Raw genomic sequence first — 24968 nt, forward strand, 5'->3', positions numbered from 1 at the left:
TAGGTGACACGAGTGGGGTTGTTGCGGCGTTGTCGTCGGCGGGTGGCGTGATCCCGTGGTGGCGGGCATGGCCGGCCGAGCGGTTCTCCGGCCTCGACTGTTCATCGCAGGCGCCATCGCCGTGCTCACCGCCCTGTGGCGCCTCCTGGCCGCGATCACAGGCGCGCGTACGGGGTCGGGATTGCCGGTCTTCCGCTGCCGGCCACCCCCTTCCTCCTGCACCGCAGGAGGAACAACCGCCGGCCCCGGCGGCAGACCCGGAGGCGCCGGAGCCGACCACCACGAGGTGACCCGCGCATGCGCCGGAGCGCCGGGCCGGGCATGTGGAAGGTGCCCGGCCGCCTCGGTGTCGCAGTGGTCGCCGGGAGATCAGGGAGTCATGCCTCCGACGCACAATCTCAAATATCTCGGGTGCTCCCCGCGACCCGCTCGCCGGACTGACCGCCTCGACCGGCCGGTCCCGGTTCATCTACGAGCCGGCCCCCGATGCCCCGGTCGGGGACCGGCTCGTAGAGCTCCTTCCTGGTCAGGTTCTCCAGACCTTGCTCGCTTCCGGCATCCTTGGCGCTTGCTGCCCCGGTCCGTCTCCTTGCGGCGAGAGGGCGACCGCCGCAGCTCGTTGCCGGTCGCTCCCGCTTGCCGCTGTCTTCAGGATGTCCGCCGAGCGAGGGCTGCTGCTGCTCGAAACCGTCGTCCCTCGCATGCGCAGAGCCGGGGCCGCGGAGCGCCGGGGGTCAGGCCGGGGTGACGTTCTCGGCCTGGGGTCCCTTCGGCCCTTGGGTGACGTCGAACTGCACCTTCTGACCTTCGGTGAGCTCGCGGTATCCGGTTGTGGCGATGGCCGAGTAGTGGACGAACACGTCCGGGCCGCCACTGTCCTGGGCGATGAAGCCGAAGCCCTTCTCGGGGTTGAACCATTTCACTGTGCCGGTAGCCATCCTGCTTGTTCTCCTTCGTGCGGACGCGGTGGACAAGCCCGCGTCGGGGGTGCGAGGCGATCGTCACGGCTGTGCGGCTTTCTGCGTCGCCGACACGCCCACACGCATGAGTGATCGTGCTGCCGGCGGCGGTGATGCCGTCAATCGGCGAGGCTCCGAAGACGGTGCCTGCGGAGCGTCGTCCGGTGGGTTCTGCTCACCGGCTGTGGGCGTTTCGGCGGTTCGGCCGGAGCTCTGCGGTCGGCCGGCTTGCCCGGACGACGCCCGGCGACTCCGCTGCAGCCCGGCGACTCCGCTGCAGACGAGCGGACTGCGCGACAGCGGGCTCGAGCTGCCGGGGCGGCTCTGTGCACGGCTCCCGGGGCCTGATGGCCGCGGTGGCCCACCTGGGCGTGGTGTGTGTATGACACCCGATGGGGTAACCGGAGCGCACAGAGCCGTTAGGTGGTGAATTCGATGACCGACTTCCATCGCAGCACCTCGGACGAGCCGGTTGGTGAGCTGGTCGGCCGGGCGTCGCAACAGATCGCGCAGCTGGTGCGCGAGGAGATGCAGCTGGCCCGGGCGGAGATGAGCGAGAAGGGCAAGCGGTTCGGCAGGGGCGGCGGCTTGTTCGGCGGCGCCGGTCTGGTGACGGTCCTCGGCCTGCAGGCGCTGGTCGCCACCGCGATCATCGCGCTCGCCCTCGTGCTGCCCTGGTGGGCAGCAGGGCTGATCGTCGCCGGTGTGCTGTTCCTCATCGCCGGGGTACTCGCAGCGGCCGGGAAGAAGAACATCCGGCAGGCCACGCCACCCAAGCCCGAACAAGCCATGAGCAGCATGCAGCGCGACGTCCGCGAGATCAAGGAAAGGGCACACCGATGAGCACTCCCCGGCACAGCAGCAACACCGAGCCCGGTAGCCCCTCTGCTGAAGAGCTGCGCGAGCAGGTCGAGCACACCCGTGAGGAACTCGGTGAGACGGTGGAGGCGCTCGCGGCCAAGGCCGACGTCAAGAGCCGGGTCAAGCAGACCGCCGCCGGGGTGAAGGACGATACGGGCCTCAAGGTCGCGCACGCCAAGGAGCAGGTCGCCGCCACCGCGTCCGCGATCAGCGACAAGCTGCGCGAGAAGACTCCTCCCCGGCTCCAGGACACAGCGCACCAGGCCGCCGAGATGCTGCGGGACAAGACCCCGCAGCCGGTGCACGACAAGGCACACCGGGCGACCCACGCCGCACGGGGCAACCCGAAACTGCTTGCCGGAGCCGCTGCCCTGGCCGTAGTGCTGTTGATGCTGGTCAAGCGCAGGAGGCGGCGGTGAAGGCCTCGAAGATCCTCTACAAGCCCGTCGGGCTGGCGCTCGGTGCCACCGGCGGGGCCCTGGCCGGAGCGGTGTTCGGCCAAGTGTGGAAGAAGCTCGGTCACGACGAGGACGCCCCCGACGCGACCGACGAAGAGCGCAACTGGCGTGAGGTGCTCCTCGCGGCCACGTTGCAGGGCGCGATCTTCGCCTTCGTCAAAGCCGTCGTCGACCGCAGCGGCGCCACCGCCGTCAAACGCCTCACCGGCACCTGGCCCGGCTGACACCCCCACACTCAGGAATGGAACCCGCAGCTCATGAGCCGTTTTACGAACCTGCGGCATCGCCACGAGGAAGCCTCCCACAAGGAGGACCACCGCTCCGGTGCGGCGGGACCGCAGCCCGCTGCCGACGCGGATCAAGGTCCCGGTCCCGGCCGGGACGTGGAACGCAACGCTCCTGACAAACCGACCGAGATGCCGAAGAAGTCCTTCGGTCAGGTGCTGGGCCGCACGCTCAAGGAGTTCAAGGACGACGAGCTACCCGACCGCGCCGCCGCCCTGACCTACTACGGAATTCTGGCGCTCTTCCCGGCCCTCCTGGTTCTGGTCTCGCTGCTCGGTATCGCGGGTCGGAGCACGACGCAGAAGGTGCTCGACAACATCCAGCAGCTCGCCCCTGGCCCGGCACGTGACGTCATCACCAACGCGGTCACGCAGTTGCAGGGCAGCTCCGGCGTGGGATCGGCACTGGCGATCATCGGCCTGCTGGGCGCGATCTGGTCCGCCTCCGGGTACGTGGCCGCGTTCATCCGCTCGTCCAACGCCGTCTACGACCTGCCCGAGGGCCGGCCGGCGTGGAAAGTGCTGCCCGTCCGGCTCGGCGTGACGATCACACTGATGATCATGGCGTGCGCGAGCGCGCTCATCGTCATCCTCTCCGGCGGCATCGCCCAGCAGATCGGCACAGCACTCGGGGTTGGCGAGACGGCCATGACCGTCTGGTCGATCGCCAAGTGGCCCGTGCTGGTCGTGCTCGTCTCCCTGATGATCGCCCTGCTGTACTGGGCCTCGCCCAACACCAAGGGCCGCGGCTTCACATGGGTCACCCCCGGCAGCTTCCTCGCCGTGGTGATCTGGCTGCTCGCCTCGGCCGGCTTCGCCTTCTACGTGGCGAACTTCGGCTCGTACAACAAGACCTACGGGACCCTCGCCGGCGTCATCATCTTCCTCGTGTGGCTGTGGATCACCAACCTCGCCATCCTCCTCGGCCTGGAGTTCGACGCCGAACTCGCCCGCGAACGCGCCATCACGGGCGGGCACCCCAAGAACGCCGAGCCCTACACCCGGCCCCGGGACACCCGCAAATGGACCGAAGAAGACCGCCGACGGCTCCAATGACAAGCTCCCCGGCGACAGGCGACAGCGGAATCCGCCTTCCTCGGGCATTCGGTCAACGGGAGCACGTCGGTACACCATGATCCCTGTGTGACCGAGGACGAACTCATAGCCGTCGTGCAGGCTCAGGCCGTTGCAAGATCTCTGCCACCACCTGCGGCATGCAACGCTGTCACGGCTGTCGAGGCGGCCGTCGGATTCGCCATGCCGCCACTCCTGCGCCGTCTCTATCTGGAGGTCGCCGACGGCGGATTCGGTCCTGACCTCTGGGAAGCCGTCTCCCTGACGGACAACGGCCACCACTTCGGCGACGTCGAGGACCTGGCCACTGTGTACCGCGCGTACCAGTCCGACTCCGACGCGGACAGCCGCCCCGGCCTGGTGCCGCTCGTCGAACGCGGGTGCTGCATCTGGAACATGGTCGACTTCTCCTCCCCGGGAGGAGAGGTGTGGGAATGGGACCCGAACCAGCGATGTCTCCGGCACGCCGTCTTTCCTCGGCAGCAGACCCTTGCGCAGTGGATCGAGAGGTGGAACGGGCCGGACCTGGCCCCTGACCCACCCCCGACCGACTGCGCCGAATGCCTTGGCCCAACAGACGGGTCCGCCGGCTGCGGCTGGTGAGACGCCCATCACATTCACGCATGTCACAGTTCGCCGCACTGTTCCGTCCAAGAGGTGTAACCGGCGACAACGACACAGGAGTGCACCGTGAATGCTCGCTTGAATCTCATGGACAACCAGGTCGCAGCCAAGTTCGGTAGGCACATCGTCTCGGCGGGCAGGGTGCTCGAGGACTCGGCCCTGCCGGCCTCGACGCAGGAACTGGTGAAGCTCCGCGCCAGCCAGATCAACGGCTGCGGTTTCTGCGTCGACATGCACACCAAGGACGCCGCGCACGCCGGGGAGACCTCGACGCGCCTCGGCCTCGTCGCGGCATGGCGGGAGGCCACGGTGTTCACCGACGCCGAGCGCGCTGCCCTGGAGCTTGCGGAGCAGGGCACCCGCATCGCTGACGCGGCCGGTGGGGTCACGGACGAGGCCTGGGCGAATGCCGCCAAGTACTACGACGAGGACCAGCTTGCGGCCCTGGTGTGCGTCATCGCCCTCATCAACGCCTTCAATCGCGGGAACGTCATGGTCCAACAGCCTGCCGGCGACTACCAGCCCGGCCAGTTCGGATAACGAGAACCAGAGGGACATGCCTGCGACTAGAGTCCGGCCGGGTGGATCGTGGCCGTCTTGTGGGCCGACTACTGCCGTCGGCGGCAAGATGGATCTTCGTGGTCAGTCCGCCGCGGGACCAGCCGATGGCATGGTCGCCCGGCTCGCCGGCCGGAGCCCGTTGTGGCGGGCTCCGGCCGCATGCCGGGGGGTGGACACGATCGAGGAGTCCACCGCGAAGACCCAGATCAGATCCGCAGCGGCGTCAGCCCGGGCGACAACGCGGTGAAGACCCGCTCCCAGGTGCCGTCACGAAACGAATTTCGTCACGTCGTCACGGCCCTGCTCCGCCGCCGTCATGGACGTGATCGGCGGCGTCGTCAACGTTGAACTCCGCGAGGTCCAACCGCCGCTCGTGGCCGGCCTGCCGGGCCTCGTCACGACGACGACCGACGTTCCTCGAGCAGGTCGGCGGGCTGACCGGCCTCGCACCGTCGCAGGTCAGGCTTTCGCAGCGGTGCTCGTCCCCGGCGGGCGCACCATGAGACGTCGATCGCGTCCTTGGCCTCCGCGACGAATCCGTGGCGCTCGTAGAGTCGACGTGCACCACTGCCCTGCAAGACGTTCAAACCCACGGTCATCCCCTGCGCGTCGGTCCGCTCCAGCACCGTGCGCAGGACAGCGGATCCGATCCCTTGGCCCTGCGGGCTCAAGACGCCCCTTGGGTCCAGCGGTTGAGTGTCTCGCTCCCGTCGTCGTAGGTGAGCCAGGTCCCGTCGCCGAGGGGGCGTACATAACTGTCGACAGGGCCGGTGGGATACGCGACCGTCCCGCGTATCTCCAGGGTGCGGGCGTCGAGCAGCCAGTGGCGGGCCCGCTGCGGGTCTCCGTCGGATTCGAGCGTCGAGGCGATGACGGTGTCGGCATCGACGAAGCCGCAGCCGTAGTCCCAGCAGAGCGGGTCCTCGTCTTCGGCCGGCTCGGGCGTACCCTCGGCGAGCACGGCGCCGTCCAGAGCGTGCAGTTCCAGGTCCGCTCCGTAGTGCTCGACTGTCAGGAAGCCCGGATGGCCCGCGTGGACGTCCATCAGGATGCGGTCCATGGTCCCGTTGAGGTCCCAGCCGGTCAGCTTCTCGCCGTTCCAGCGCGCCCAGTGGAGCAGGATGCCGTCCTGGCCCATGCCGATACACAAACCCATGTGGACACCGTCGGGGTGGGAGAGGTGGTGCGAGCCGGAGGCTGCGCTGTCCAGTGGCAGCCGGGCCAGCTCTCGTCCGTCCCTGGCGTCCAGGACGACCCAGCACTCCTCCCGGTTGTCTTCCTCCGGCTCGACGACGACGTGCGCCCAGACGAGCCGGCCGTCGCCGGAGATCCGGCATGATCCGTGCTCGAGGCCGCGGCACACTTCCTGCTCGTCCCCCGTATGCGGGTGACCGATCTCGGGCCCCCAGCAGCCGTGCCGGTACTCCCACAGCGTCTCTCCGCCCAGTCCCACGGCCCGTACCGCGCGCTGACCCGAGAACACCGCGAACGTGCCTTCGGGGCTCACCGAGTGGACACCGCGGTTCCACCCCGGCCAGGGAAGGGGGAAGACGGCGGTCGGCGCCCGCTCCCCCGCGAAGACCTCGTGCAGGTCGTAGACCTCCAGCTCCTGCCCGTTCTGGAGGAGGGCGCGGCGCGGCCCGTCCCCGCGGCTCTCGAAGGCGAAGCCGTTGACCAGTGCGCCCCCACCCGGCAGCCTCACCGAGTCGCGCAGTTGTGCGGTGATCGACATGGTCCGAAGGTAACGGACCTCGCTGACGGAGCGGCCGGTGTCGAGCGGTCGGGCGACGCCGGCGGAGAGCCTTGCGTCAGGGGCGGCGGACAGGACCTGAGGGAGGTCGTCGGTGACGACGTCGAACCACAGGCCGAGGCTCTCCCTGCTGCGACGCAGGTCGGGTCCTCGGCGGTGTTGAGGTTGCGCAGGTCGGCTTCCGCCCGACGCAGGTCGGGATTCCGCACATCGGTCTCGTCTCTGTTCAGCGGACACCGGGCGGTGACGACGAGGAGGCCGAGCGACAGCCGTGGAAAGGCCGGCGGCCTGCCGAAGTGGCGTACCGCAGGCCATGAGTTCGTAAGCCAGGAGATACAGCGGGTGGGTTGTGCGGGAGGTGTTGGGACGTCGTCGTAGCCGTCGGTGACGCCGGGCTCGCCGAATCCCGGAGCCCCGAGGTCGACCCGCGCGACCGGCACCCGGCCGCACGCCTCGCCCACAAGATCGCACGTCGGAGGGGCAGCCCTACGCAGCGTGAGACCGATGGTGCACACCGGCGAAGTCCGCGGGCGGCCCCCGGTCCGGGGTCGCGCGGACCGGCTGGAGCGGGCGGGTGCGCTGGTAAAATGGCCGGACGCTTCGTCGTTCTCGGGGCCCGTGCCAAGGGGTGCGGGCCCCGGTTCGTTCCGGGCGCCAGACCACGGAAGGGTCCCCCATGAACGCGAAGCCGACAGCCATTGGGCATTCCGATGCCGACGAGACCGGGGGGACGGCGCCGGGCGAACGACCGACGCCGACGCCGACCACCGGTTCGCCGCCCGCCGAGTCCTTCGCCGAACTGGGACTGCCACCGGAAGTCGTGCGGGTGATGACCGAACGCGCGATAACGGAGCCGTTCCCGATCCAGGCGGCCACCCTGCCCGACGCGCTGGCCGGCCGGGACATCCTCGGCCGCGCGCGGACCGGGTCGGGCAAGACCCTCGCCTTCGGGCTGGCCCTGCTCGTCCGTACGGCAGCGGGCCGGCGGGCCGAGCCGAAGCGGCCGCTCGGGCTGGTCCTGGTGCCGACCCGCGAACTCGCGCAGCAGGTGAGCGACGTGCTGGCACCGTACGCGCTGGCGCTCCGGCTGAAGCTGGCGACGGTGGTCGGTGGATTGTCGATCGGGCAGCAGGCGAGGTCGATGCGGGCCGGCGCCGATGTGGTCGTCGCCACTCCGGGGCGGCTGACCGACCTGGTGGCGCGCCGGGACTGTCATCTGGACCAGGTGCGGATCACGGTGTTGGACGAGGCGGACCAGATGTGCGACATGGGGTTCCTGCCGCAGGTGTCGGAACTCCTGGATCAGGTGAGCCCCGACGGGCAGCGGATGCTGTTCTCGGCCACACTCGACCGCAACATCGACCACCTGGTCCGGCGCCACCTCCACGACCCGGTACTCGTCACGGTCGACCGGGCGGCGGGCTCGGTCACCACGATGGAGCACCATGTGCTGCACATTCACCCCGCCGACAAGTACGCGACGGCCACCGAGATCGCTGCCAGGGACGGCCGGGTGCTGATGTTCCTGGACACCAGGCTCGGCGTCGACCAGTTCACCCGACATCTGCGCGGCAACGGTATCCGGGCCTCCGCCCTGCACAGCGGCAAGTCGCAGCCGCAGCGCACGCACACGCTCGCGCAGTTCAAGAATGGTGACATCACCGTGCTGGTGGCCACCAATGTCGCCGCCCGCGGCATCCACGTCGACGCGCTCGACCTCGTCGTCAACGTCGACCCGCCCGCCGACCCCAAGGACTACCTCCATCGAGGCGGTCGCACGGCACGCGCGGGCGAGCCGGGCAGCGTGGTCACCCTCGTCACCCCGAACCAGCGGCGAGATGTGAACCGGATGATGTCCGGCGCCGGGATCCGGCCGACGGTCACTCAGGTGCGCTCCGGGGAGGAGAAGCTGACCAGCATCACAGGCGCGAGGCGCCCGCCCTCAGGGGACAAGGCCACCAGCGGCAACGCGCCCTTCCGCGGCCTTGGCACCCGTCCCGGCCGCGCCCCCAAGGAGTCCCGCAGGACCGCCGAAGCCCGCAAGACCGCGGAGGCTCGCAAAGCCGCCCGGATACGCAGAGGCCACTGACGGCCGGGGAGCCCGACGGCGAGGGGGCACCCGTCACGTCCGACCGCCCGCGGAGCGTGACCGGGTGCGCGCCGGGCTGCCTCGCCGCCCGGCTGCTCGTAGCCCGGCCGACGGGCGGGATCAGACGTCGGGCGGAGACCCGCGCTCACCGCGTTTCCCCCAAGGCTCCCGCAGTCCCTGCTCGCCGGCTGCCGACGTGCCGCCTCCGGCGCCCGAGCCCGTGCCGACACCCGCACCGCCCTTACGGCCCGTGGCGGTTGTCGGCGGACCGGTGACCACTACCTGGGCGGGCCGCAGGAGATGGTCACCGACCCGATAACCGGAACGCAGTACGGCACTGCAGACGGGCCACTCCTGCTGCTCCGACTCCGTGTAGTCCAGTGCCTCATGGACCGTCGGATCGAACGGCTCCCCCACGTCCCCGACGGACTGCAGGCCGAGCGCGGCCAGTTCGGCTTCGAGCAGGTCGGCTACGGACGTGAACGCCTTCGACGCCTCGCCGTGCTCGCGCGCCTGCTCAACGGTGTCCACGAGGGGCAGCAGGGCGGCGAGAACGTTGGCCACGGCGATCTCCTGCACCGCCGTGCGGTCTCGCCGCACGCGCTTGCGGTAGTTGTCGTACTCGGCCTTCGTCCGCTGCAGATCGGCGGTCCGTTCGGACAGCTGCGCCCGCAGCTTCGCGATCTGAGCCTGCTCACCGCCGGCAGGAGCGTTCGCCGCGCGCCCCTGCTCCGGCTCCGGCTCCGGGAGCCGCTGACGGCCCGTGCCGTGTCCCGCTCCGGCATCGGGATTCGTCGAGGCTCCGGCCGCAGGTGCCTCGGGGATCCCGCGCGGCTGGAGGGTCACCGGATCGATCCGGCGCCGGTCGCGGATGACCACGGGCGGACGCCGCTCCCTCCCGGAAGCGCTTCGGTCGTTCGGGACGCTCATCCTTCACCTCCCTGCCGCCTGTCCTCGTCGACGATCTCGGCGTCGACGACGTCGTCCTCCGCCTGGCTCCGGCCCTCGCCGGCCGCTTGGCCGCCGGCAGCGCCTGCCGAGCCGGCACCCTCGGGCGCGGCCTTGGTGTAGATGGCCGAGCCGACCTTCTGGGCGGCCACGCCGACTTTCTCCGTTGCCTCACGGATCGCGTTCGTGTCATCGCCCTTGAGCTTCTCCTTGAGGTCTGCGATCGCCGTCTCGACCTCCTGCCGTGCGTCCTGAGGGACCTTGTCCGCCTGATCGCGCAGCAGCTTCTCGGTGTTGTACACCAGGCCTTCCGCCTGGTTCCGGGTCTCGGCCGCCTCCTTGCGGCGCCGGTCGTCCTCAGCGTGCTGCTCGGCCTCGCGCATCATGCGATCGATGTCCTGCTTGGGCAGGGCGGAGCCGCCGGTGACGGTCATCTTCTGCTCCTTGCCCGTGCCCAGGTCCTTCGCGGTCACGTGCATGATGCCGTTGGCGTCGATGTCGAAGGTGACCTCGATCTGCGGGACGCCGCGCGGGGCCGGCGGCAGACCGGTCAGCTCGAACATGCCCAGCTTCTTGTTGTACACCGCGATCTCGCGCTCGCCCTGGTAGACCTGGATCTGCACGGACGGCTGGTTGTCCTCGGCCGTGGTGAAGATCTCGGAGCGCTTGGTCGGGATCGTGGTGTTGCGCTCGATGAGCTTGGTCATGATGCCGCCCTTGGTCTCGATACCGAGGGACAGCGGGGTCACGTCGAGGAGCAGGACGTCCTTCACCTCGCCTCGCAGCACTCCTGCCTGGAGCGAGGCGCCGATGGCGACGACCTCGTCCGGGTTCACGCCCTTGTGCGGTTCCTTGCCGGTCAGTTCCTTGACCAGTTCGGTGACGGCGGGCATCCGGGTGGAGCCGCCGACCAGGATCACATGGTCGATGTCGTCGAGGCTGATGCCGGCGTCCTTGATCGCGTTGTGGAACGGTGCCTTGCAGCGCTCGAGCAGGTCGGACGTCAGCTGCTGGAACTGGGCGCGGGTGAGCTTCTCTTCCAGGTGTAGCGGGCCCTCGGCGGAGGCCGTGATGTAGGGCAGGTTGATGGTCGTCTCGGTCGCCGAGGAGAGCTCGACCTTGGCCCGCTCCGCGGCCTCGCGCAGACGCTGCAGGGCCATCTTGTCCTTCGACAGGTCGATGCCGTAGCCGTTCTTGAACTGCTGGACGAGATGGTCGACGATCCGCTGGTCCCAGTCGTCTCCGCCGAGGTGGGTGTCACCGTTGGTGGCCTTCACCTCCACCAGGCCCTCCCCGATCTCCAGCAGCGAGACGTCGAAGGTGCCGCCACCGAGGTCGAAGACGAGGACCGTCTGCTCGTTCTCCTTGTCCAGGCCGTACGCCAGCGCGGCGGCGGTGGGCTCGTTGATGATCCGCAGCACCTTGAGGCCGGCGATCTCCCCTGCCTCCTTGGTGGCGGTGCGCTGCGAGTCGTTGAAGTACGCGGGCACGGTGACCACCGCGTCCGTCACGTCCTCCCCGAGATAGGCCTCCGCATCCCGCTTGAGCTTCTGCAGCACCCTGGAGGAGATCTCCTGGGCGGTGTAGTGCTTGCCGTCGATGGAGCCCGACTCCGGGAAGCGCCACTGCGCCTCCCCCATGTGCCGTTTGACCGAACGGGCGGTGCGTTCGACGTTGGTCACCGCCTGGCGCTTGGCGATCTCACCGACGAGCACCTCGCCGCTTTTCGCGAAGGCGACCACCGAGGGGGTGGTCCTCGCCCCCTCCGTGCTGGTGATGACGGTGGGCTCGCCGCCTTCGAGCACGGACACCACCGAGTTCGTCGTACCGAGGTCGATACCGACTGCACGGGTCATCTCAGCTCTCCTTCCTGCCCAGGCTCGTCGGCGCGCCCACCGGGGTCGCGCGGTGCCGGAGGTCCGACCTCCGTGGGCACTGCCGTACCGCTCGGTGCGGCGACGAGGCGGTTCGTCACTGCCACGGGTCCACCTCCATGACCCACCGCAGGAGCAGCGTCAGAGGATCCGAGGAGCGGGCGGCTCCCTGCGGAGGAACGTGTACCCGGACAGGGCCGGCGCGCACGCAGGCCCCTCGCGGCACCCCGGGGTCCACCGGCGGGTCCGGGGAGGGTCGTGGAGGCGTTGAAGGGCCGGGGGCCCGTCTGACGGTCACGGGGATCCGCCGCGCTCCGGAGGGCCGGCCGCGCCGGCGGTCGGCGTCGTAGCGTTCCCGCCGCTCCGGGTCGTGGAGGGTGGCGTACGCCGCCACGACGGCGGCAAGGTCCTCGGGACGGGCACCTCGGTCCGGGCCCGCGTCCGGATGCAGGGCCCGGACCTGCCGCCGGTACGCCGTGGTGATCTGGCGTGCCGTCGCGGACGGCTCGACGCCGAGCACCGCGTAGGGGTCACGAGAGAAGGACGCCCCCGGCATTTGGCCCACCTCCTCTCCGAGCGGGGCGGCATCACCCTGAAACCTTGGTGATCGTCCCAAACACGTACATAAAACCCTAGTCGGTCGTTGTCAAGGCTGTCTCCGCGTGGTACGTGACCGGCGGGTACCGGAAGGACGTCTCAGGTGGGACGGGGGTCTTCGGGGCCGGTAGCGGGCTCTGATGTCGGAGGCGGCCCGGGCCCGAGCGGGGCGCTCGGGCCGGGGCCTGCTCGACGGTCGGTACTGGTGACGCGGGCGCGGCGCAGGCCCGGACAGGTGAACAACGAGATCAAGCGCCGCGCCCGTGCGGCCGGGATCCACGACCCCGCCTCGGTGATCCGCCGGCGAGCCACTGCCTCCGGGTGAGCTTCGCCCCAACACAGCGGCCGCCGTTCCACACGTGGAGAGGCGGACGGCCCACCGCCTTGCCTGCCGGTCAGTGTGGGATCAGTGACCCCTCTCGCACGGCAGTTGCACCACGCGGCTGGCGCAGAGCACTGGGGCGCAGCGGAAGCCATGCCCGCGTGGCAGGGAGCACGAACCCGGCCGCGGCGCAGCCGCCCGATCCGAGAAGGTCTTGGCACGCGGACGGTTCAGTTGACGTGACGAGTCGTCACCGAACACCGGGCACGGGGAGGCCGCACGCTCAGCGCCCGGGGTCGGTGACTCCCGGATCGGGTCAGGGGCGGCACGCCTGACCGTCGTTGTCCTTCATCACGCCTCAGCGTCAGGTCGGAAAAGGCCCGGTCCCGTGTCTGTCCGGGCGGACCAGCCGCCGCAGTCCGGAGATGGGCCGGTCCAGAGCGGGTGCCGGAGTCTGCGCGCCTCCCAGAACGGGCCGGACGCTGCCGCCGGATGGACTCGCATGGTCCGGGGAGGGTTCAGAGTGTGTGGGCGAGCCATCGCTGCAGCGCGGTGTGGGTGGTGTCATCGAGAGCGCACAAGGCGTCGATGGCCGCGAGGTCGCCCGGCAGTGGTGCGACGCCGGCAGTGGTCAAGGCAGCGTGCAGCTCCAGGCGCCGACGGTCCGACGGCTCCAGGGACACCGCGGTGCGCCGACCCGTGCCTGGCCCGGGCGCGGAGCATTCGGCGTGTTCGAACGTGCGGTAGGCCATGCGGCCGAGATCGTCATCGTCGACGACATCGGGGAAACGGTGGGGGTCGGCGGCGAACCATCCGGTCGACGGCATCGAGGGTGCCTGCCACTCCGTCATGAGTCTCTCCCGAGGTTGCTGTGCGAGTTGTCGGGAGTGAGGACAGCTCGAGGCCTGTGGACGGTTTCCGTCTCTGCCGCGTCCCACCCGAATGCCCTCTTTGGAATCTCGTCACACCAACAAACCATCGTCCTGCTCATCCCCCTCCGCCGAACTCGCCGCCCTGACCGCTCGCCGCGGTTCACCGCCGTCCTCGCTGGTGCGCCCGACGTGACGAGACCGGGCAGGCACCGCGCCGGGGCGCACCGAAGCCGCGCCGGGTCCGCGCCCCGGCCTCGGAGGCGTCGGTGGATCACACCGGGGTGTCGGGGATCCAGGAGCCGTGGAGCATGACGGGAACGGGGCGGGGCGGGGAGCGGGTGGATGGTGGCGGTCGGTGGGAGTGTGATGTCGCCTGCGTCGAGGACCGGCAGCCGGGAAGCGTCGGTGTTGAGGTCGCCGACGACGGTGAGAAAAGTAGGCGGCATCCTCGTGGGTGGTGCCGGCGGCAGGGACGAGGACCGCCTCGCCGGGGGCCGAGCCCGAGTTGGGTTCGACGCCGCGATCGGGTGCGCCGACCCACGTGTTCCAGGAGCGCTGCCGGCCGTCGCGTCCGACGGCCGGGCCTTCGACGACGATGCGGGCGTGGGCGTGTTCGTACGCGTTGGCGAGGTGCATGGCGTAGCCCTGGGTGATGTCGAACCAGCGGATCTTCTGCGCGCCACCCGTGCCCCGCGGCATGACGCCGATCCGGGTGGCCTGGGCGTCGTTCCAGGCGTGGGGGATACCGGAGTGCTCGGAGGGTCGAACGTGACCGAGCCTGCCAGGTGGTTCGGTTGAGAGCCGGCTTCGATCCGGGGGCTGCGGGAACCGGGGGCCGTGGGAGGCGGGGCGGCTCGCCGGCGGTGCTCGGGGACGACGGGCGGGGCAGCAGCGGTACGAGAGCGGCAAGGGCCGCCCCGCGGGCTCGTGCCCGGGCGGCGGCCCTCGTACGACGTGCCGGTCAGTGGCTGCCGGTGAGTTCGCCGCTGAGGCGGTCGTGGAGGTGGGCGCTGGGTTCGTTCAGGCCGGTGATCTCGACGGCCTTGCCGCGCTGAGCGTACTTGCTCTCGATGGCGTCCAGAGCGGCGACGGAGGAGGCGTCCCAGATGTGGGCCGCGGACATGTCGATGACGACCCTGTCCGGGTCGGTGGCGTAGGCGAACCGGCCGACGAGGTCGTTGGAGGAAGCGAAGAACAACTCGCCCGTCACCCGGTAGACCACCGTACTGCCGTCCGGATCGGTGACGGCGGTGACCTCGGCGAGGTGGGCGACGCGCTTGGCGAAGACGACCATGGCGGTGACCGAGCCGGCGACCACGCCGATGGCGAGGTTGTGGGTGGCGACGACGGCCGCGACGGTGATCACCATGACGGAGATCTCCCCCGCCGGCATGCGCTTGAGGGTCTTCGGCGCGACGGAATGCCAGTCGAAGGTCGCGAACGACACCATGACCATGACGGCGACCAGGGCAGCCATGGGGATGTCGGAGACGACCGGCCCGAAGACGATGCACAGCACCATGAGGAACGCGCCGGCAAGGAAGGTCGACAGGCGGGTGCGGGCTCCGGAGACCTTCACATTGATCATGGTCTGGCCGATCATGGCGCAGCCGCCCATGCCGCCGAAGAAGCCGGTGACGATGTTGGCGACGCCCTGACCTATCGACTCGCGTGTCTTGCTGGAGTGGGTGTCGGTGATGTCGTCGACCAACTTGGCGGTCATCAGGGACTCCATCAGCCCGACGAGCGCCATGGCGAAGGCGTACGGCGCGACGGTGGTCAGGGTGTCCAGGGTGAAGGGCACGTCCGGCAGGCCCGGCACCGGCAGCGAGGACGGCAGTTCGCCCTTGTCGCCGACGGTGGGCACGGCGATGGCCGCGCCGACCGTGATGACGGTGAGGATCACGATCGAGACGAGCGGAGCCGGCACGACGGTGGTGACCTTCGGGAAGAACACCATCAGGGCCAGACCACCGATGATCAGCGGGTACACGGCCCACGGCACGTCGGTCATCTCGGGGACCTGGGCCATGAAGATCAGGATGGCGAGGGAGTTGACGAAGCCGACCATCACCGAGCGCGGGATGAACCGCATCAGCTTCGCGACTCCGAGCACGCCCAGGATCACCTGGAAGACACCGGCCAGGATGACGGCGGCGACCAGGTAGCCGAGGCCGTGCTCGCGGTTCAGGGGGGCGATGACCAGCGCGACGGCGCCGGTCGCGGCGGAGATCATCGCCCGGCGCCCGCCGACGACGGCGATGGTGACGGCCATGGTGAAGGAGGCGAACAGGCCGATCGCGGGGTCGACGCCGGCGATGATCGAGAACGAGATCGCCTCGGGAATCAGCGCGAGGGCAACGACCAGGCCGGCCAGCACCTCGGTGCGCCAGACCTTCGGGTCGGTCAGCCAGTCCGGGCGCAAGGCGCGCAGGCACGTGGCGGGTGACGGTAGGGAAGAAGACAAGGAAACGAGAGCCTGTCCTGCTCGGGCTCACCCCTGCGGCGGGCCGGGGCGTGCGGGAGGACGCGGAGGAACCGGGGCGGTACCCCGCGGAGCGACCCCGCGATGCGGAGCCGGAAGCTGAAAGGGACGGGGCCAAGCCCTGCGCGTCGGCGCAGCCGGGCTCACATCCGGGGACGAAGCGTCACGGCGGGCAGGCAGCCGTGCTGGGCGTCATGGGCTCGCGCACGCTCTCTCCTGCAGAGAATCGGATCTTCACCGGGGCGCCATCGGCCCCGACACACGGCAGCGGGCGAGGCCCGGGGCCCGGGGCCCGCACCACAAGGGTTGAGGCCGGGCGGTCGGCCGGCCTCGCGGGGGCAACTCTACCCGCGCCTGACCCCCGGTCCCGCGCCTCCCTCGTGCTTCGCACGACGCTCCCTGAGACCGCGCCCTCCATGTCAGCCGGATGACGGTACGTCAGTAGGCGTGCTTGTTCGGCTTTTTCGTCCATGCCTCGTGGGACGCGGCCCGGGCGGTGCGGACCTCGGCAGCCGGCACTCGCGGGCACCGCAGTGCTACCAGGGCTGCTCGAAACGACTCGAAAATGACGAAGCGGCTCCCCCCGCACCGACCCCAGGCCGCTCTCCGGGAGCCAGAGACGGCTGCCCGCGACTTCGGCACACAAAGAACCTACGAGACGGGCTCCCTGCGCCGGTATTGCCCGGATCAGGTAATAGGGGTCGTCCTCCGGTCTTTCGACCTTCGGACCTCTCAGCCCGACCGTCGACGTCGGCCCCGGCGGCAACTTCCGCCAAAGTCGGCTACTCCGGTCGAACTCCCTCGCTCGCCCCGTAGGCCCTACCAGAATAGCGCTCCACACACACCGACAAAAGGGGTGGAAAGCAGAAAATCGGACTTCTTCGCGAACGGGTGTTCCGGGAGGCCGCGCCGGTCACTGCGGAGTGCCGTGCAACGCCGGGCCGCCGACGGGCCGGCCGCCCAGGGGCCCGGCATCGCCCATCACCCACCGCTGTGGCGGCGACGGCCAGGGTCGGCTTCTCAGGTCAGATTCAGCCCGCCGTCGAGCACGATGACCTCGCCGGTGAGATAGGTGCTGGCGATCACCGACGCCACCAGGTCGGCCACGTCGGCGGACTGGGCCGGGCGGCGCATGGGGGCGCGGTCCCGCCACAGCTCGTGCGCCTGCGCCCAGTCCTTCGTCATCGGCGTGTCCACCAGGCCCGGCGCCACCGCGTTGACCCGCACCTCGGGTCCGAGCGCGGCCGCGAGCAGCCGGGTCACGTGGTTCAGCGCGGCCTTGCTCGCCGCGTACGGCACGGACGAGCCCTTGGGGCGCACCCCGGCGTGGCTGGTGACGTTCACGATGCTGCCGCCCGCGGGCGACTGGCGCAGCGCCGGAAGTGCCGCCGTGCACAGCACCCATGGCGCGATCAGGTTGACCTCCAGCAGCTGCCGCCAGTCCGCCGGTGTCGCCGCGGCCAGGTCGTCGTGCGGGATCGGCCGGCTGATGCCGGCGTTGTTCACCAGCACGTCCAGCCGCCCGTACCGGTCGAGCGCCGCCTCGACCAGCCTTCGGGCCTCCTCCTCCACCGCCAGATCGGCTCGCACGTACGCCCCGCCGAGCTCTGCCGCCAGCGCTTCCCCGGCCTCCGCACTGCGCCGCGAGTGCACGACGACCCGCATCCCGTCCGCCGCCAGCCTCCGCGCGACGGCCTCGCCGATTCCCGACGTGGACCCGCTGACGAGAGCGACGGGCCGATCGGATCGTTCAATCCTCATGTTCGCGGATCCTGCCATGGCTCCGTTGCCCAGCTCGACGAGGTGCAGACTCCGCGATTTTGTGAGCAGGCCGGGTGACCATGAGCACCCTCGGGTGTCCGGGCGACCATGAGCGTGCCCACGGCCGGTGGCTGCCTACAGGGGTCTTTGGCGGCCCTCCCCCGCACTGTCCCGCCGGGCCGCGATCAGTGCCAGCACCCCGAGCACGATCAGTCCGGGTGCGCCGGACAGTGGACAGAGAATCTGCAGCGGCACTCCGATGGCGAGCAGATACCAGCCCAGCTGCGCCGGGAGCCTGCCGGTGTCACGGACGACACGTCGGCTGAGTGTGCCGAGGGCGAGGAAACCGAACCCTGCGAGGAAGAACCACATCTCGGACTCGCGCTGCGGCTCTCCCGGGGAGGCGTTCCAGAATCCGTCGCGGGCGACATCACCGAAGGTGCTCCAGGCGATCAGCGCGACCGCGAAGTGCACCGCGGCGAGTCCGATCACCAGCCGGGGTATCAACCGGGTCATCGTCGGTCTTCTCCATTCCTACGGCCCTCAAGTCTCCCGATGACGTGGCGCCGACCTTCGCGGCGAGGGGGGCGCGTAGAGACAGCGACGTACGCCGCCAGGCCCCCGAGCGTCAGGCACAGCGGGGAGTACAGCGCCAGGTCCCAGCGGGTGAAATCGGTCGGTCGGCTGGTCAGTCCGGAGGAAACCAGACCAGCCGCACCTCGCAGAATCAGCACGCCCGCGACGCCCCATACGCCCTGGCGCACCAAGCGACGTGGCCGCATCTGCGGGACCAAGTCGGCCCGAGCCGCGGTCACATAGGACGCCACCCCGAGCACCGCCGCGGCCGCGGCGGTCAACTCCGGTGTGGGCAGGTCCGCTTCAGCGACCCCTACGACCGTACGGGCGAACTCCGCACGGTTGGCCAGCGGCCAGGTCGAAAAGATCCAGACCCCGTGCAGTACCCCGATCGCGGCGAGGCCGACTGCGGCCGTCCCTCCGGCGAGTTTCGTCAGTGTCATACCGCTCCCCCAATCCATCCATACACCCCTGTATGGAATTACCATACAGTACTGTACGGACATGGCAAGAAGGCACCTCACCCCCCAGGACTGGTCCACCGCGGCACTGCGCGCGATGGCACGCGGCGGAGTCGCCGCCGTATCGGTCAACGCACTCGCGGGCGAACTGGGGACCACCCGGGGTAGCTTCTACTGGCACTTCAAGGACCGCGATGCGCTGTTGACGGCCGGGCTGGAAATGTGGGAGCACGACAACACCACAGCTTTGATCTCGGAGTTGGGCGGTATCACCGATCCCCGGCAGCGGCTGACGGCTCTGTTCACCGCCGCGCTGGGGCAGGAGGACATCAACGGCCTGGAGCCCGCGATCGTCGCCCACGCCGATCACCCCGCCGTCGCCCCGGTCCTGCGACGGGTCACCGAGCGGCGGATCGCCTACCTCACGGAGCTCTACACCGACCTGGGCCTCGCACCCGCCCCGGCACGGCGTCAGGCAGTCACCACGTACGCCACTTACCTCGGATGGCTCGAACTGCGACGCTCCGCCAGCGACCTGGTGCCCGAAGTCGCCGCCACCGGCCCCACCGCCACCGCGGCGCTCGAGCACCTCATCAGCGAACTGGCCCGCTCCGCCAAGCACCTGGCGGAGCCGGAGTAGAGCGCGCCACCGTCCGGACCGGTCCTCGAGGTCCCCGGCGCGGCCGGGTGGCCGATACCACAGGAGGACGTCGCCCAACGGGCACGGTCACCGTCCTTGCCTCAGGTCGATAGACCCTTCGGACCGGCGTAAAGGTCCGAACGCGGGCCAACAGCACCGGACGCAGCAAGATCCGCAGCCCACCAACCGGTCCCCGCTCGCCCAGGCCCTCGTCTGTGCCCTGCGCTGCCGCTCCGCCGCGAATACGTCCTCGGGACGCCGGCCGGCCTCGTCCGCTTCCTGGCGCGCACCCGCCCGGTCCGCAGTTCCCACTGGTGCCCGCTGACTGGACAGGGCGCACCACATGACGGGTATGGGCCATCTGCACCATCCTTCGCCCCCGACTCGGCGTCCCCAAAAATCTGCGCTGACCTGCCCTTTTGTGACTCTCGCGGCTCTGCTGCGGGTGACGTGGGTGTGTCGTTGCCGGGGATCGCAGCGAGTGTTGTGCGTGGCAGAGCTTTCGCCCATCTCCCGAGGCTTCGTCGGGGTGGTGCTGGTGTCGAGGAGGAAACGATGCGGGTTTCTCGGATGTGGATAGGTGCCGGCGCGGCCGGTGCGGTTCTGGCCTTGTCGCCGACCGTGGCGTGGGCAGGAGGCACGCCTGCGGGCGGGCCGTCGAATGTGCGGGTGAGTCCGTCACAGGTGCATCAGGGCGCCACCCTCTCCGTGACGGCAAGCGGCTGTACGAGCGGCGGCACGGTCACCTCCGCGGTCTTCCCCGCCGTGCACCTGCCCGCCGGGGCGACGACCACGGCGACGGCGCGGGTGGACAACACCGCCACACCCGGGGCGGCCAGGCTGACCGTGACGTGTTCCGGCCGCAGCGCGAGCGCCAACTTCACGGTCCTCAGGGGAGCCGCGACGCAGGGCGGTCTCGGCGGCTCTCACACACCCGGCACGGCGGAGATGGTCATCGGCGCAAGCATGGCAGCCGGGTCCGCGGCGGCCGGGGCGTTCTACCTCGTCCGCAGGCACAACCGTGGACGTGTCCGTGCGTGAGGACGCCCTCCGCTAGGCCGGGAACGCACACGTGTGGGTGGTGAACCGTGGGACGAGCACGAGCCACCACCCACACCCGATGGACCGACGCAGCGGCCGTCACTGGCGTGGCGGCCGCTGACCTGCAGAGATCCGCTGCGCCCCACGCAGCACGCGCGTAGGCTCCACCGCCACCGGGAGCGGCCGGGTGAGTGAATACCCGGTCGGTTCGCGGCGCGGTGGCACGAGTCCTCCGAGGTGCCTGGATAGGCCCACTGCATGACCGTATTCCGCGCGAGTCGTTGCACCGTCGCCATGACGTTGGTCACCGTGGCGCTGATGTCCGCATCCCTGGTGGCTGCCACGCCTGCATCAACCGGCCGGAGCGCCGCAAGTGTCCAACGGGCAACCGAAGATCACAATCGTGAGGCGCTGCGACTGCTGGCCCAGCCGCCATTCCGGCCCGCCGACCTCAGCCTGCTGAGCACGCTGTCATATCCTCAAGGGCCGCCGATGCGGCCCGCGCCGCCTCGCGAGATCACAGACCAGAAGCTGGTCCACCTGCTCACGGCCACGCTCAAGCCTCGCGGCCGCCACGCGCGCGAAGAAGGGCTTGCCGTCTTCCGCAGCTCGCAGATCAGCGCCGTGGTGCCGAATGCCAACCTGCGCGCCGCCCTCGCCTCGCTGGCGGGTGGCCCCGGGCAGCGCAGCATCCAAGCGATCCGCGACGGTCTCTTCTCGCGCGTCGTCTTCGGCACCACGCCGCGCCCGGAGGCGATTGCCATGGTCCTGTTCGGGCCGGCCACTGACCCACGGCCATCCATCGTGTTCAACCAGCGGTACCGCTACGAGGACTTCCGGCTGCTGGGGGAGGTCTTCTCGCACGAGACCCTCCACCGGGCCGACGCGAACAACCACAACGAAGAAGCCATCAACGAGGCCCTGCACACCGCTTATCACGGGCAGCTGCTTCTCCAGCTGCCACGGCTGGCAACCAGCCGAACGGAGCTGGCCCGAAGACTGAACACAACGCTGATGGCGCTGCTGAACACACGGGACGCCCGTGGCCGTCAGCGACTGACCCGATCAACAGGCCACGTACTGCCCGGCGCAACTATCCCGCTGCCCAGCCTGGCCGCCCTGCAGCTGGGGATCACCCCGGATGGCCGGACTGCGACCGATCGGACCGGCACACCGGGCAATGCGAACCTGGACTTCTACCTCAGCGCCATCACCCGCACCCGGCATGCACGGGCCAACTTCAACACCGCCACCGTCCAGGTCCTCGAGCGCCGTCAGGGGTGGGCCACTCCGGAAGAACGCATCCGCCTCGCCCGGTTGCTGAGGCTCCGCCTCCCCCAGGGTCCCAGTGAACCCCACGTCTCGGCACAACCGTCAGCACGGCAGGCGCAGCCGAGTGGATGGAGCGTCCGGATCGACGGACACCGCGCACGCACCGATGCGATGGCGCCCGCCATTGCGTCTGGGGAGGCGGACTGATGACGCTGCCCGTTGAGAGATGGCCCCGACCCGAGGCAGCCGACCGGCAGGAGCGCCGACGCCCCTTTTCTTCACTCCGAACCGCGCATTGCGTCGCTTGCCCGGCCGGCGATGGCTTCGGGAGCTTCGGCCGGTTCAGGCCCCTACCTCCCCGCCGACTCGGCGTCGCCGTATGCGTCGTGCCAGTTCCACCACTGGTAGGGCGGGGTCTGGGGGTAGCCCTCCGGCGAGTCCTCCCATTCCTCCTGGCGCCCGAGGGCGGTCATGTCGAGGTAGCTCCACGTACTCCCCAGCGCCTCGTCGCCGCGGCTGTTGATGAAGTAGGTGCGGAACACGCTGTCGCCGTCGCGGATGAACGCGTTCGTGCCGTGCCATTCGTCCACACCGAAGTCGCCGTCGAACTCGTCGGTCACGGTGTACCAGGGCATCGTCCAGCCCATCCGCGCCTTCACACGCTCGATGTCCGGCTGCGGGGCGCGCGAGGCGAAGACGAGAGTGGTGTCGCGGGCGTTCAGATGGGCGAGGTGGCCGACGTGGTCGGCCACCATGGAGCAACCCACGCACGCGTGGTCGGGCCAGCCGGAAACGCCGGGCTCGAAGAACGCGCGGTAGACGATCAGCTGACGACGGCCCTCGAACAGGTCGAGCAGGCCCGCCCTGCCTTCAGGTCCGTCGAACTCATAGTCCTTCTCCACCGCCATCCACGGCATGCGCCGGCGCATCGCGGCCAGCGCGTCCCGGGCATGGGTCAGCTCCTTCTCCTTCACGAGCAGCTGCTCGTGCGCCGCCTCCCACTCCCGCGGCGTGACGATCTGGGGCGTCTCCATGGTGGTGTCCACCTTCCGGTTCAAGTCCAATCCGTGCGGCAGTCCAGGGGCGCCGGCTCTTCGCCGCTCACCACGACCCCCTGCGCAGGCATCCATATTGACCGTGAACGTCCGAATTACGCAGCATCGACATCCTCGGACGCGCGGGGCGGCCCGACCATCTCGCCGCCGGCCGCACGGTCGTCCGCCGGTCCGGCGACAACGCCTACGGCAGCGAGCCGGATGATCGGCGGTCTGCCTGGGATGCGCCGCGAGTCGTCGCCATGGATGTGCTCGGTGCGCGTCGACCGCCGGTCCGTCGCAGCGTTCAGCACAGTGTTCAGGAGCCCGGACGCACTGGCTCTGAGACCGCGTCGATCAGCATCGGCAGGACCGCCCGGGGCCGTCGGTCGATCACTTGCTGCGCATGGAGGTCGAGCAGCGGGTCAGCCCGGCCGCGCGAGGCATCAGGCCGCCGAACCCGATCGCCCACCCCCGGCGGGCTAAGGCCCGCTACGGCTGGGGCCGGCTCAGGTACTCGGCGATGCGGTCCCCCCAGGTGCGGATGTCGGCGCGTGTTTCGGACACGTGCAGTTCGGCGTGCGGAAGCACCTGGGCCAGCGTCTCCGCGGTCGACAGAGGGTGCCCCGGGTCACCGACCCAGCCCAGCACCAAGCTTGGCCGGCGCAGCGCGGCGACCTCCGAGAGCGAGGGCAGGTCGGACATCGCCAGGCCACGCAGAACGGCGGGCAGCACCCCTTCGGCGGGTGTCGGCGGCTGCTCGGGTACGTCGGCCACGACGGCCGGACGAGGCTGCCGCGCCCGGGTGGCGAGCCATGCGTCCGGTCCCTCCCGTTCGACGACCTCGGCGGATTCCCGAGCGGCCCGCACATGGGCCTCCCGCGTCGTCCAGGCCGTCGGCGGGATGAGCAGGACCAGCCGGGAGAACCGGTCGGGCGCACGCACGGCGGCGTGCAGCACGCTGCCGCAGCCCATCGACGCACCCATGGCGGTGACAGGCTGCGAGGCGCCCAGGTGATCGAGCAGGGCCAGCAGGTCACCGGCAAGCGACTGATACGTGTAGTCGCTGTCCACAGGGCCGCCGGCCGACCGACCATGTCCCCGGGCGTCATAACGGACAAGGCGTAGGCCCGCCTCGAGGACCGGCGCCCATGAGAACAGGTCCATCCGGTCCTCTGCGGCCTGACTCACGAAACCGCCGTGCGCGTACACGGCCACAGGACCCTCGCCGGCATCGTCGTAGACCAGCTCGGCCCCGCGGTGCCGGAAGCTGCCCTCCCTCATGGCCGCTCGGTTTCGCATGACACCAGCCTGGCCATTGGCGCCGTCGCCCGCCACCGAGTCGGGGAGCGCCTTCCACGACGTCCGCGCCTTCCGTGCCCCTCCGGACCGGCCGTCGGCAACCCGCAGGAATCGGCGCAGCCGCGCCCGTCGACATCCGTCGTTTCACCGCGTTCGTCCCGCGCATGACCTGCCGAACAACCCGGGCACGAAGCAGAGCCCGAGCAGGGATCTCGTCCAGCAGAGCGCATTGTGGGTCTCAGCAAGGTGCATGTACGAACCCGGCCGTGATCACCGACTGGGACGGCATCTCGACAGACACATGTGTTTCACCTGCGCCGGGACGGGCGGCTGACCAACGTCGAGCCGGCCAAGCGGGTCGGCCCGACCCCGCCGCCCGCCTGCGCCGGGTCGAGTGCCTGGAAGACCGGCGTCATCACCGGTTACCGGGCCGTCGCCGACCCCGAGGCCCAGGGCAGAAGATCAAGGCGGACGGCTGACCCTCGCCGGGCCCGAAATGGCGAGCCCGCAGGCCGGCGGTGAAACTGAGGGCACAGCAGCCGTCAGGCAGGTGGGTCATGAACACCGTCGAAGAGACGCTCGAGATCGAGGTTCCGGTCCGTACCGCCTACAACCAGTGGACGCAGTTCAAGAGCTTTCCCCGGTTCATGTCCACGGTGAAGAGTGTCGAGCACCTCAGGCCCACCCTCACCCGTTGGGTCGTCGGCCGTGGTCCGGTGCGCCGCGAGTTCACTGCGGAGATCGTGGAGCAGCAGCCGGACTCGCGTGTGGTCTGGCAGAGCCTGGGTCGGCGCTCCTGCCACCGGGGCGAGGTGACCTTCCGTCCCACTGCACCGGACCGGACGGCGGTCACGGTGCGTATCGAGGTCGAGCGGCGCGCAGTCTCCGACTTCGTCATGGGCGTGTCCGGGTTCACGCGCCGAGTGATCAGATCGGAACTCGCGCGCTTCAAGGAGTTCATCGAGGGCCTGGGGGAAGAGGGCGGGGCCTGGCGAGGAACCATCTGCAACGGACACGTGCAGCCGGTGGAACCGCAACCGCCGAGGAGCCGGGTCCCTCGCTGGCCCGTGGGCTGATCCGCGCCCTGATCCGTGTGCTGAAGAGCGAGAGCGAGAAGCACCCT

The 24968-nt window shown here is 69.9% G+C and carries 25 protein-coding genes; 11 read left to right on the forward strand and 14 right to left on the reverse strand.

Annotated elements, in window-relative coordinates; translation table 11 throughout:
* Window positions 1–734: 734 nt before the first annotated feature.
* The gene (locus IE198_RS20475) at window positions 735–938 is read right to left on the reverse strand and encodes a cold-shock protein (protein ID WP_100110625.1); all 204 of its coding nucleotides are present in this window, start codon (window positions 936–938) and stop codon (window positions 735–737) included.
* A 456-nt stretch (window positions 939–1394) separates the two neighbouring features.
* Here IE198_RS20475 and IE198_RS20480 point away from each other — a divergent pair, with 456 nt between their 5' ends.
* The 6 genes from IE198_RS20480 to IE198_RS20505 all read left to right on the forward strand — a co-directional run bounded on the left by IE198_RS20480 (window position 1395) and on the right by IE198_RS20505 (window position 4800).
* Entirely contained in the window at window positions 1395–1802 is a 408-nt protein-coding gene (locus IE198_RS20480; RefSeq protein ID WP_189888669.1) for a phage holin family protein, read from the forward strand.
* Window positions 1799–2239: a DUF3618 domain-containing protein gene (locus tag IE198_RS20485; protein WP_189888671.1), complete on the forward strand. Its 441-nt coding sequence runs from the start codon at window positions 1799–1801 to the stop codon at window positions 2237–2239. The genes IE198_RS20480 and IE198_RS20485 overlap by 4 nt, the downstream gene beginning before the upstream one ends.
* Window positions 2236–2502: a DUF4235 domain-containing protein gene (locus tag IE198_RS20490; protein WP_189888673.1), complete on the forward strand. Its 267-nt coding sequence runs from the start codon at window positions 2236–2238 to the stop codon at window positions 2500–2502. The genes IE198_RS20485 and IE198_RS20490 overlap by 4 nt, the downstream gene beginning before the upstream one ends.
* Window positions 2503–2535: 33 nt before the next feature.
* Window positions 2536–3618 (forward strand): YihY/virulence factor BrkB family protein, encoded by a 1083-nt coding sequence (locus IE198_RS20495; RefSeq protein WP_189888675.1) that lies wholly within the window; start codon window positions 2536–2538, stop codon window positions 3616–3618.
* An 87-nt stretch (window positions 3619–3705) separates the two neighbouring features.
* Window positions 3706–4239, forward strand: coding sequence for an SMI1/KNR4 family protein (locus IE198_RS20500; protein WP_189888677.1), 534 nt, complete (start codon window positions 3706–3708; stop codon window positions 4237–4239).
* A gap of 87 nt (window positions 4240–4326) precedes the next feature.
* The gene (locus IE198_RS20505; protein WP_189888679.1) at window positions 4327–4800 is read left to right on the forward strand and encodes a carboxymuconolactone decarboxylase family protein; all 474 of its coding nucleotides are present in this window, start codon (window positions 4327–4329) and stop codon (window positions 4798–4800) included.
* Between the two features lie 416 nt (window positions 4801–5216).
* Here IE198_RS20505 and IE198_RS35365 read toward each other — a convergent pair whose 3' ends face one another.
* Both IE198_RS35365 and IE198_RS20510 read right to left on the reverse strand, forming a co-directional pair.
* Window positions 5217–5447, reverse strand: coding sequence for a hypothetical protein (locus tag IE198_RS35365; protein ID WP_373299910.1), 231 nt, complete (start codon window positions 5445–5447; stop codon window positions 5217–5219).
* A gap of 41 nt (window positions 5448–5488) precedes the next feature.
* The gene (locus IE198_RS20510; protein ID WP_189888681.1) at window positions 5489–6553 is read right to left on the reverse strand and encodes a hypothetical protein; all 1065 of its coding nucleotides are present in this window, start codon (window positions 6551–6553) and stop codon (window positions 5489–5491) included.
* A gap of 694 nt (window positions 6554–7247) precedes the next feature.
* Between IE198_RS20510 and IE198_RS20515 the strand changes: the two genes are divergently transcribed.
* Window positions 7248–8660: a DEAD/DEAH box helicase gene (locus IE198_RS20515; RefSeq protein ID WP_189888683.1), complete on the forward strand. Its 1413-nt coding sequence runs from the start codon at window positions 7248–7250 to the stop codon at window positions 8658–8660.
* A gap of 120 nt (window positions 8661–8780) precedes the next feature.
* On the opposite strand, the gene grpE is transcribed toward IE198_RS20515, so the two are convergent.
* The 9 genes from grpE to IE198_RS20560 form a co-directional block, all read right to left on the reverse strand.
* The gene (gene grpE / locus IE198_RS20520; protein ID WP_189888685.1) at window positions 8781–9590 is read right to left on the reverse strand and encodes a nucleotide exchange factor GrpE; all 810 of its coding nucleotides are present in this window, start codon (window positions 9588–9590) and stop codon (window positions 8781–8783) included.
* Complete coding sequence (dnaK, locus tag IE198_RS20525) at window positions 9587–11464, reverse strand: molecular chaperone DnaK (protein ID WP_189888687.1); 1878 nt, start codon at window positions 11462–11464, stop codon at window positions 9587–9589. The genes grpE and dnaK overlap by 4 nt, the downstream gene beginning before the upstream one ends.
* 115 nt (window positions 11465–11579) lie before the next feature.
* Window positions 11580–12038, reverse strand: coding sequence for a J domain-containing protein (locus IE198_RS20530; protein ID WP_189888689.1), 459 nt, complete (start codon window positions 12036–12038; stop codon window positions 11580–11582).
* Window positions 12039–12919: 881 nt separating this feature from the next.
* Window positions 12920–13252, reverse strand: coding sequence for a hypothetical protein (locus IE198_RS20535; protein ID WP_189888691.1), 333 nt, complete (start codon window positions 13250–13252; stop codon window positions 12920–12922).
* Between the two features lie 111 nt (window positions 13253–13363).
* Window positions 13364–13972, reverse strand: coding sequence for a hypothetical protein (locus tag IE198_RS20540; protein WP_229834139.1), 609 nt, complete (start codon window positions 13970–13972; stop codon window positions 13364–13366).
* Window positions 13973–14234: 262 nt separating this feature from the next.
* A complete protein-coding gene (locus tag IE198_RS20545; RefSeq protein ID WP_189888693.1) occupies window positions 14235–15740 on the reverse strand; it encodes a SulP family inorganic anion transporter in 1506 nt (501 codons plus the stop codon).
* Between the two features lie 1038 nt (window positions 15741–16778).
* A complete protein-coding gene (locus tag IE198_RS20550) occupies window positions 16779–17519 on the reverse strand; it encodes an SDR family NAD(P)-dependent oxidoreductase (protein WP_189888695.1) in 741 nt (246 codons plus the stop codon).
* Between the two features lie 135 nt (window positions 17520–17654).
* Window positions 17655–18035, reverse strand: a complete 381-nt coding sequence (locus IE198_RS20555) for a DUF6463 family protein (RefSeq protein ID WP_189888697.1) — start codon at window positions 18033–18035, stop codon at window positions 17655–17657.
* On the reverse strand, window positions 18032–18538 hold the full coding sequence (locus tag IE198_RS20560; RefSeq protein WP_189888699.1) for a DUF3995 domain-containing protein: 507 nt from the start codon (window positions 18536–18538) through the stop codon (window positions 18032–18034). Before IE198_RS20560 ends, IE198_RS20555 begins: the two co-directional genes overlap by 4 nt.
* Before the next feature lie 61 nt (window positions 18539–18599).
* Here IE198_RS20560 and IE198_RS20565 point away from each other — a divergent pair, with 61 nt between their 5' ends.
* The 3 genes from IE198_RS20565 (at window position 18600) to IE198_RS20575 (ending at window position 21716) form a co-directional block, all read left to right on the forward strand.
* Window positions 18600–19196, forward strand: coding sequence for a TetR/AcrR family transcriptional regulator (locus tag IE198_RS20565; RefSeq protein ID WP_189888701.1), 597 nt, complete (start codon window positions 18600–18602; stop codon window positions 19194–19196).
* Between the two features lie 669 nt (window positions 19197–19865).
* Window positions 19866–20237: a DUF8063 family protein gene (locus tag IE198_RS20570; protein WP_229834140.1), complete on the forward strand. Its 372-nt coding sequence runs from the start codon at window positions 19866–19868 to the stop codon at window positions 20235–20237.
* Window positions 20238–20495: 258 nt separating this feature from the next.
* Window positions 20496–21716 (forward strand): hypothetical protein, encoded by a 1221-nt coding sequence (locus tag IE198_RS20575; RefSeq protein ID WP_189888703.1) that lies wholly within the window; start codon window positions 20496–20498, stop codon window positions 21714–21716.
* Window positions 21717–21859: 143 nt separating this feature from the next.
* Here the strand turns inward: IE198_RS20575 and IE198_RS20580 are convergent, their stop codons facing one another.
* A complete protein-coding gene (locus IE198_RS20580) occupies window positions 21860–22543 on the reverse strand; it encodes a DUF899 domain-containing protein (protein WP_189888705.1) in 684 nt (227 codons plus the stop codon).
* Window positions 22544–23035: 492 nt separating this feature from the next.
* Window positions 23036–23845: an alpha/beta fold hydrolase gene (locus IE198_RS20585; protein WP_229834141.1), complete on the reverse strand. Its 810-nt coding sequence runs from the start codon at window positions 23843–23845 to the stop codon at window positions 23036–23038.
* 557 nt (window positions 23846–24402) lie between these two features.
* Between IE198_RS20585 and IE198_RS20590 the strand changes: the two genes are divergently transcribed.
* Window positions 24403–24921, forward strand: coding sequence for an SRPBCC family protein (locus IE198_RS20590; protein ID WP_189888707.1), 519 nt, complete (start codon window positions 24403–24405; stop codon window positions 24919–24921).
* The last annotated feature ends 47 nt before the right edge of the window (window positions 24922–24968 follow it).

This window comes from Streptomyces xantholiticus, assembly GCF_014651015.1.
Taxonomy (GTDB): domain Bacteria; phylum Actinomycetota; class Actinomycetes; order Streptomycetales; family Streptomycetaceae; genus Streptomyces; species Streptomyces xantholiticus.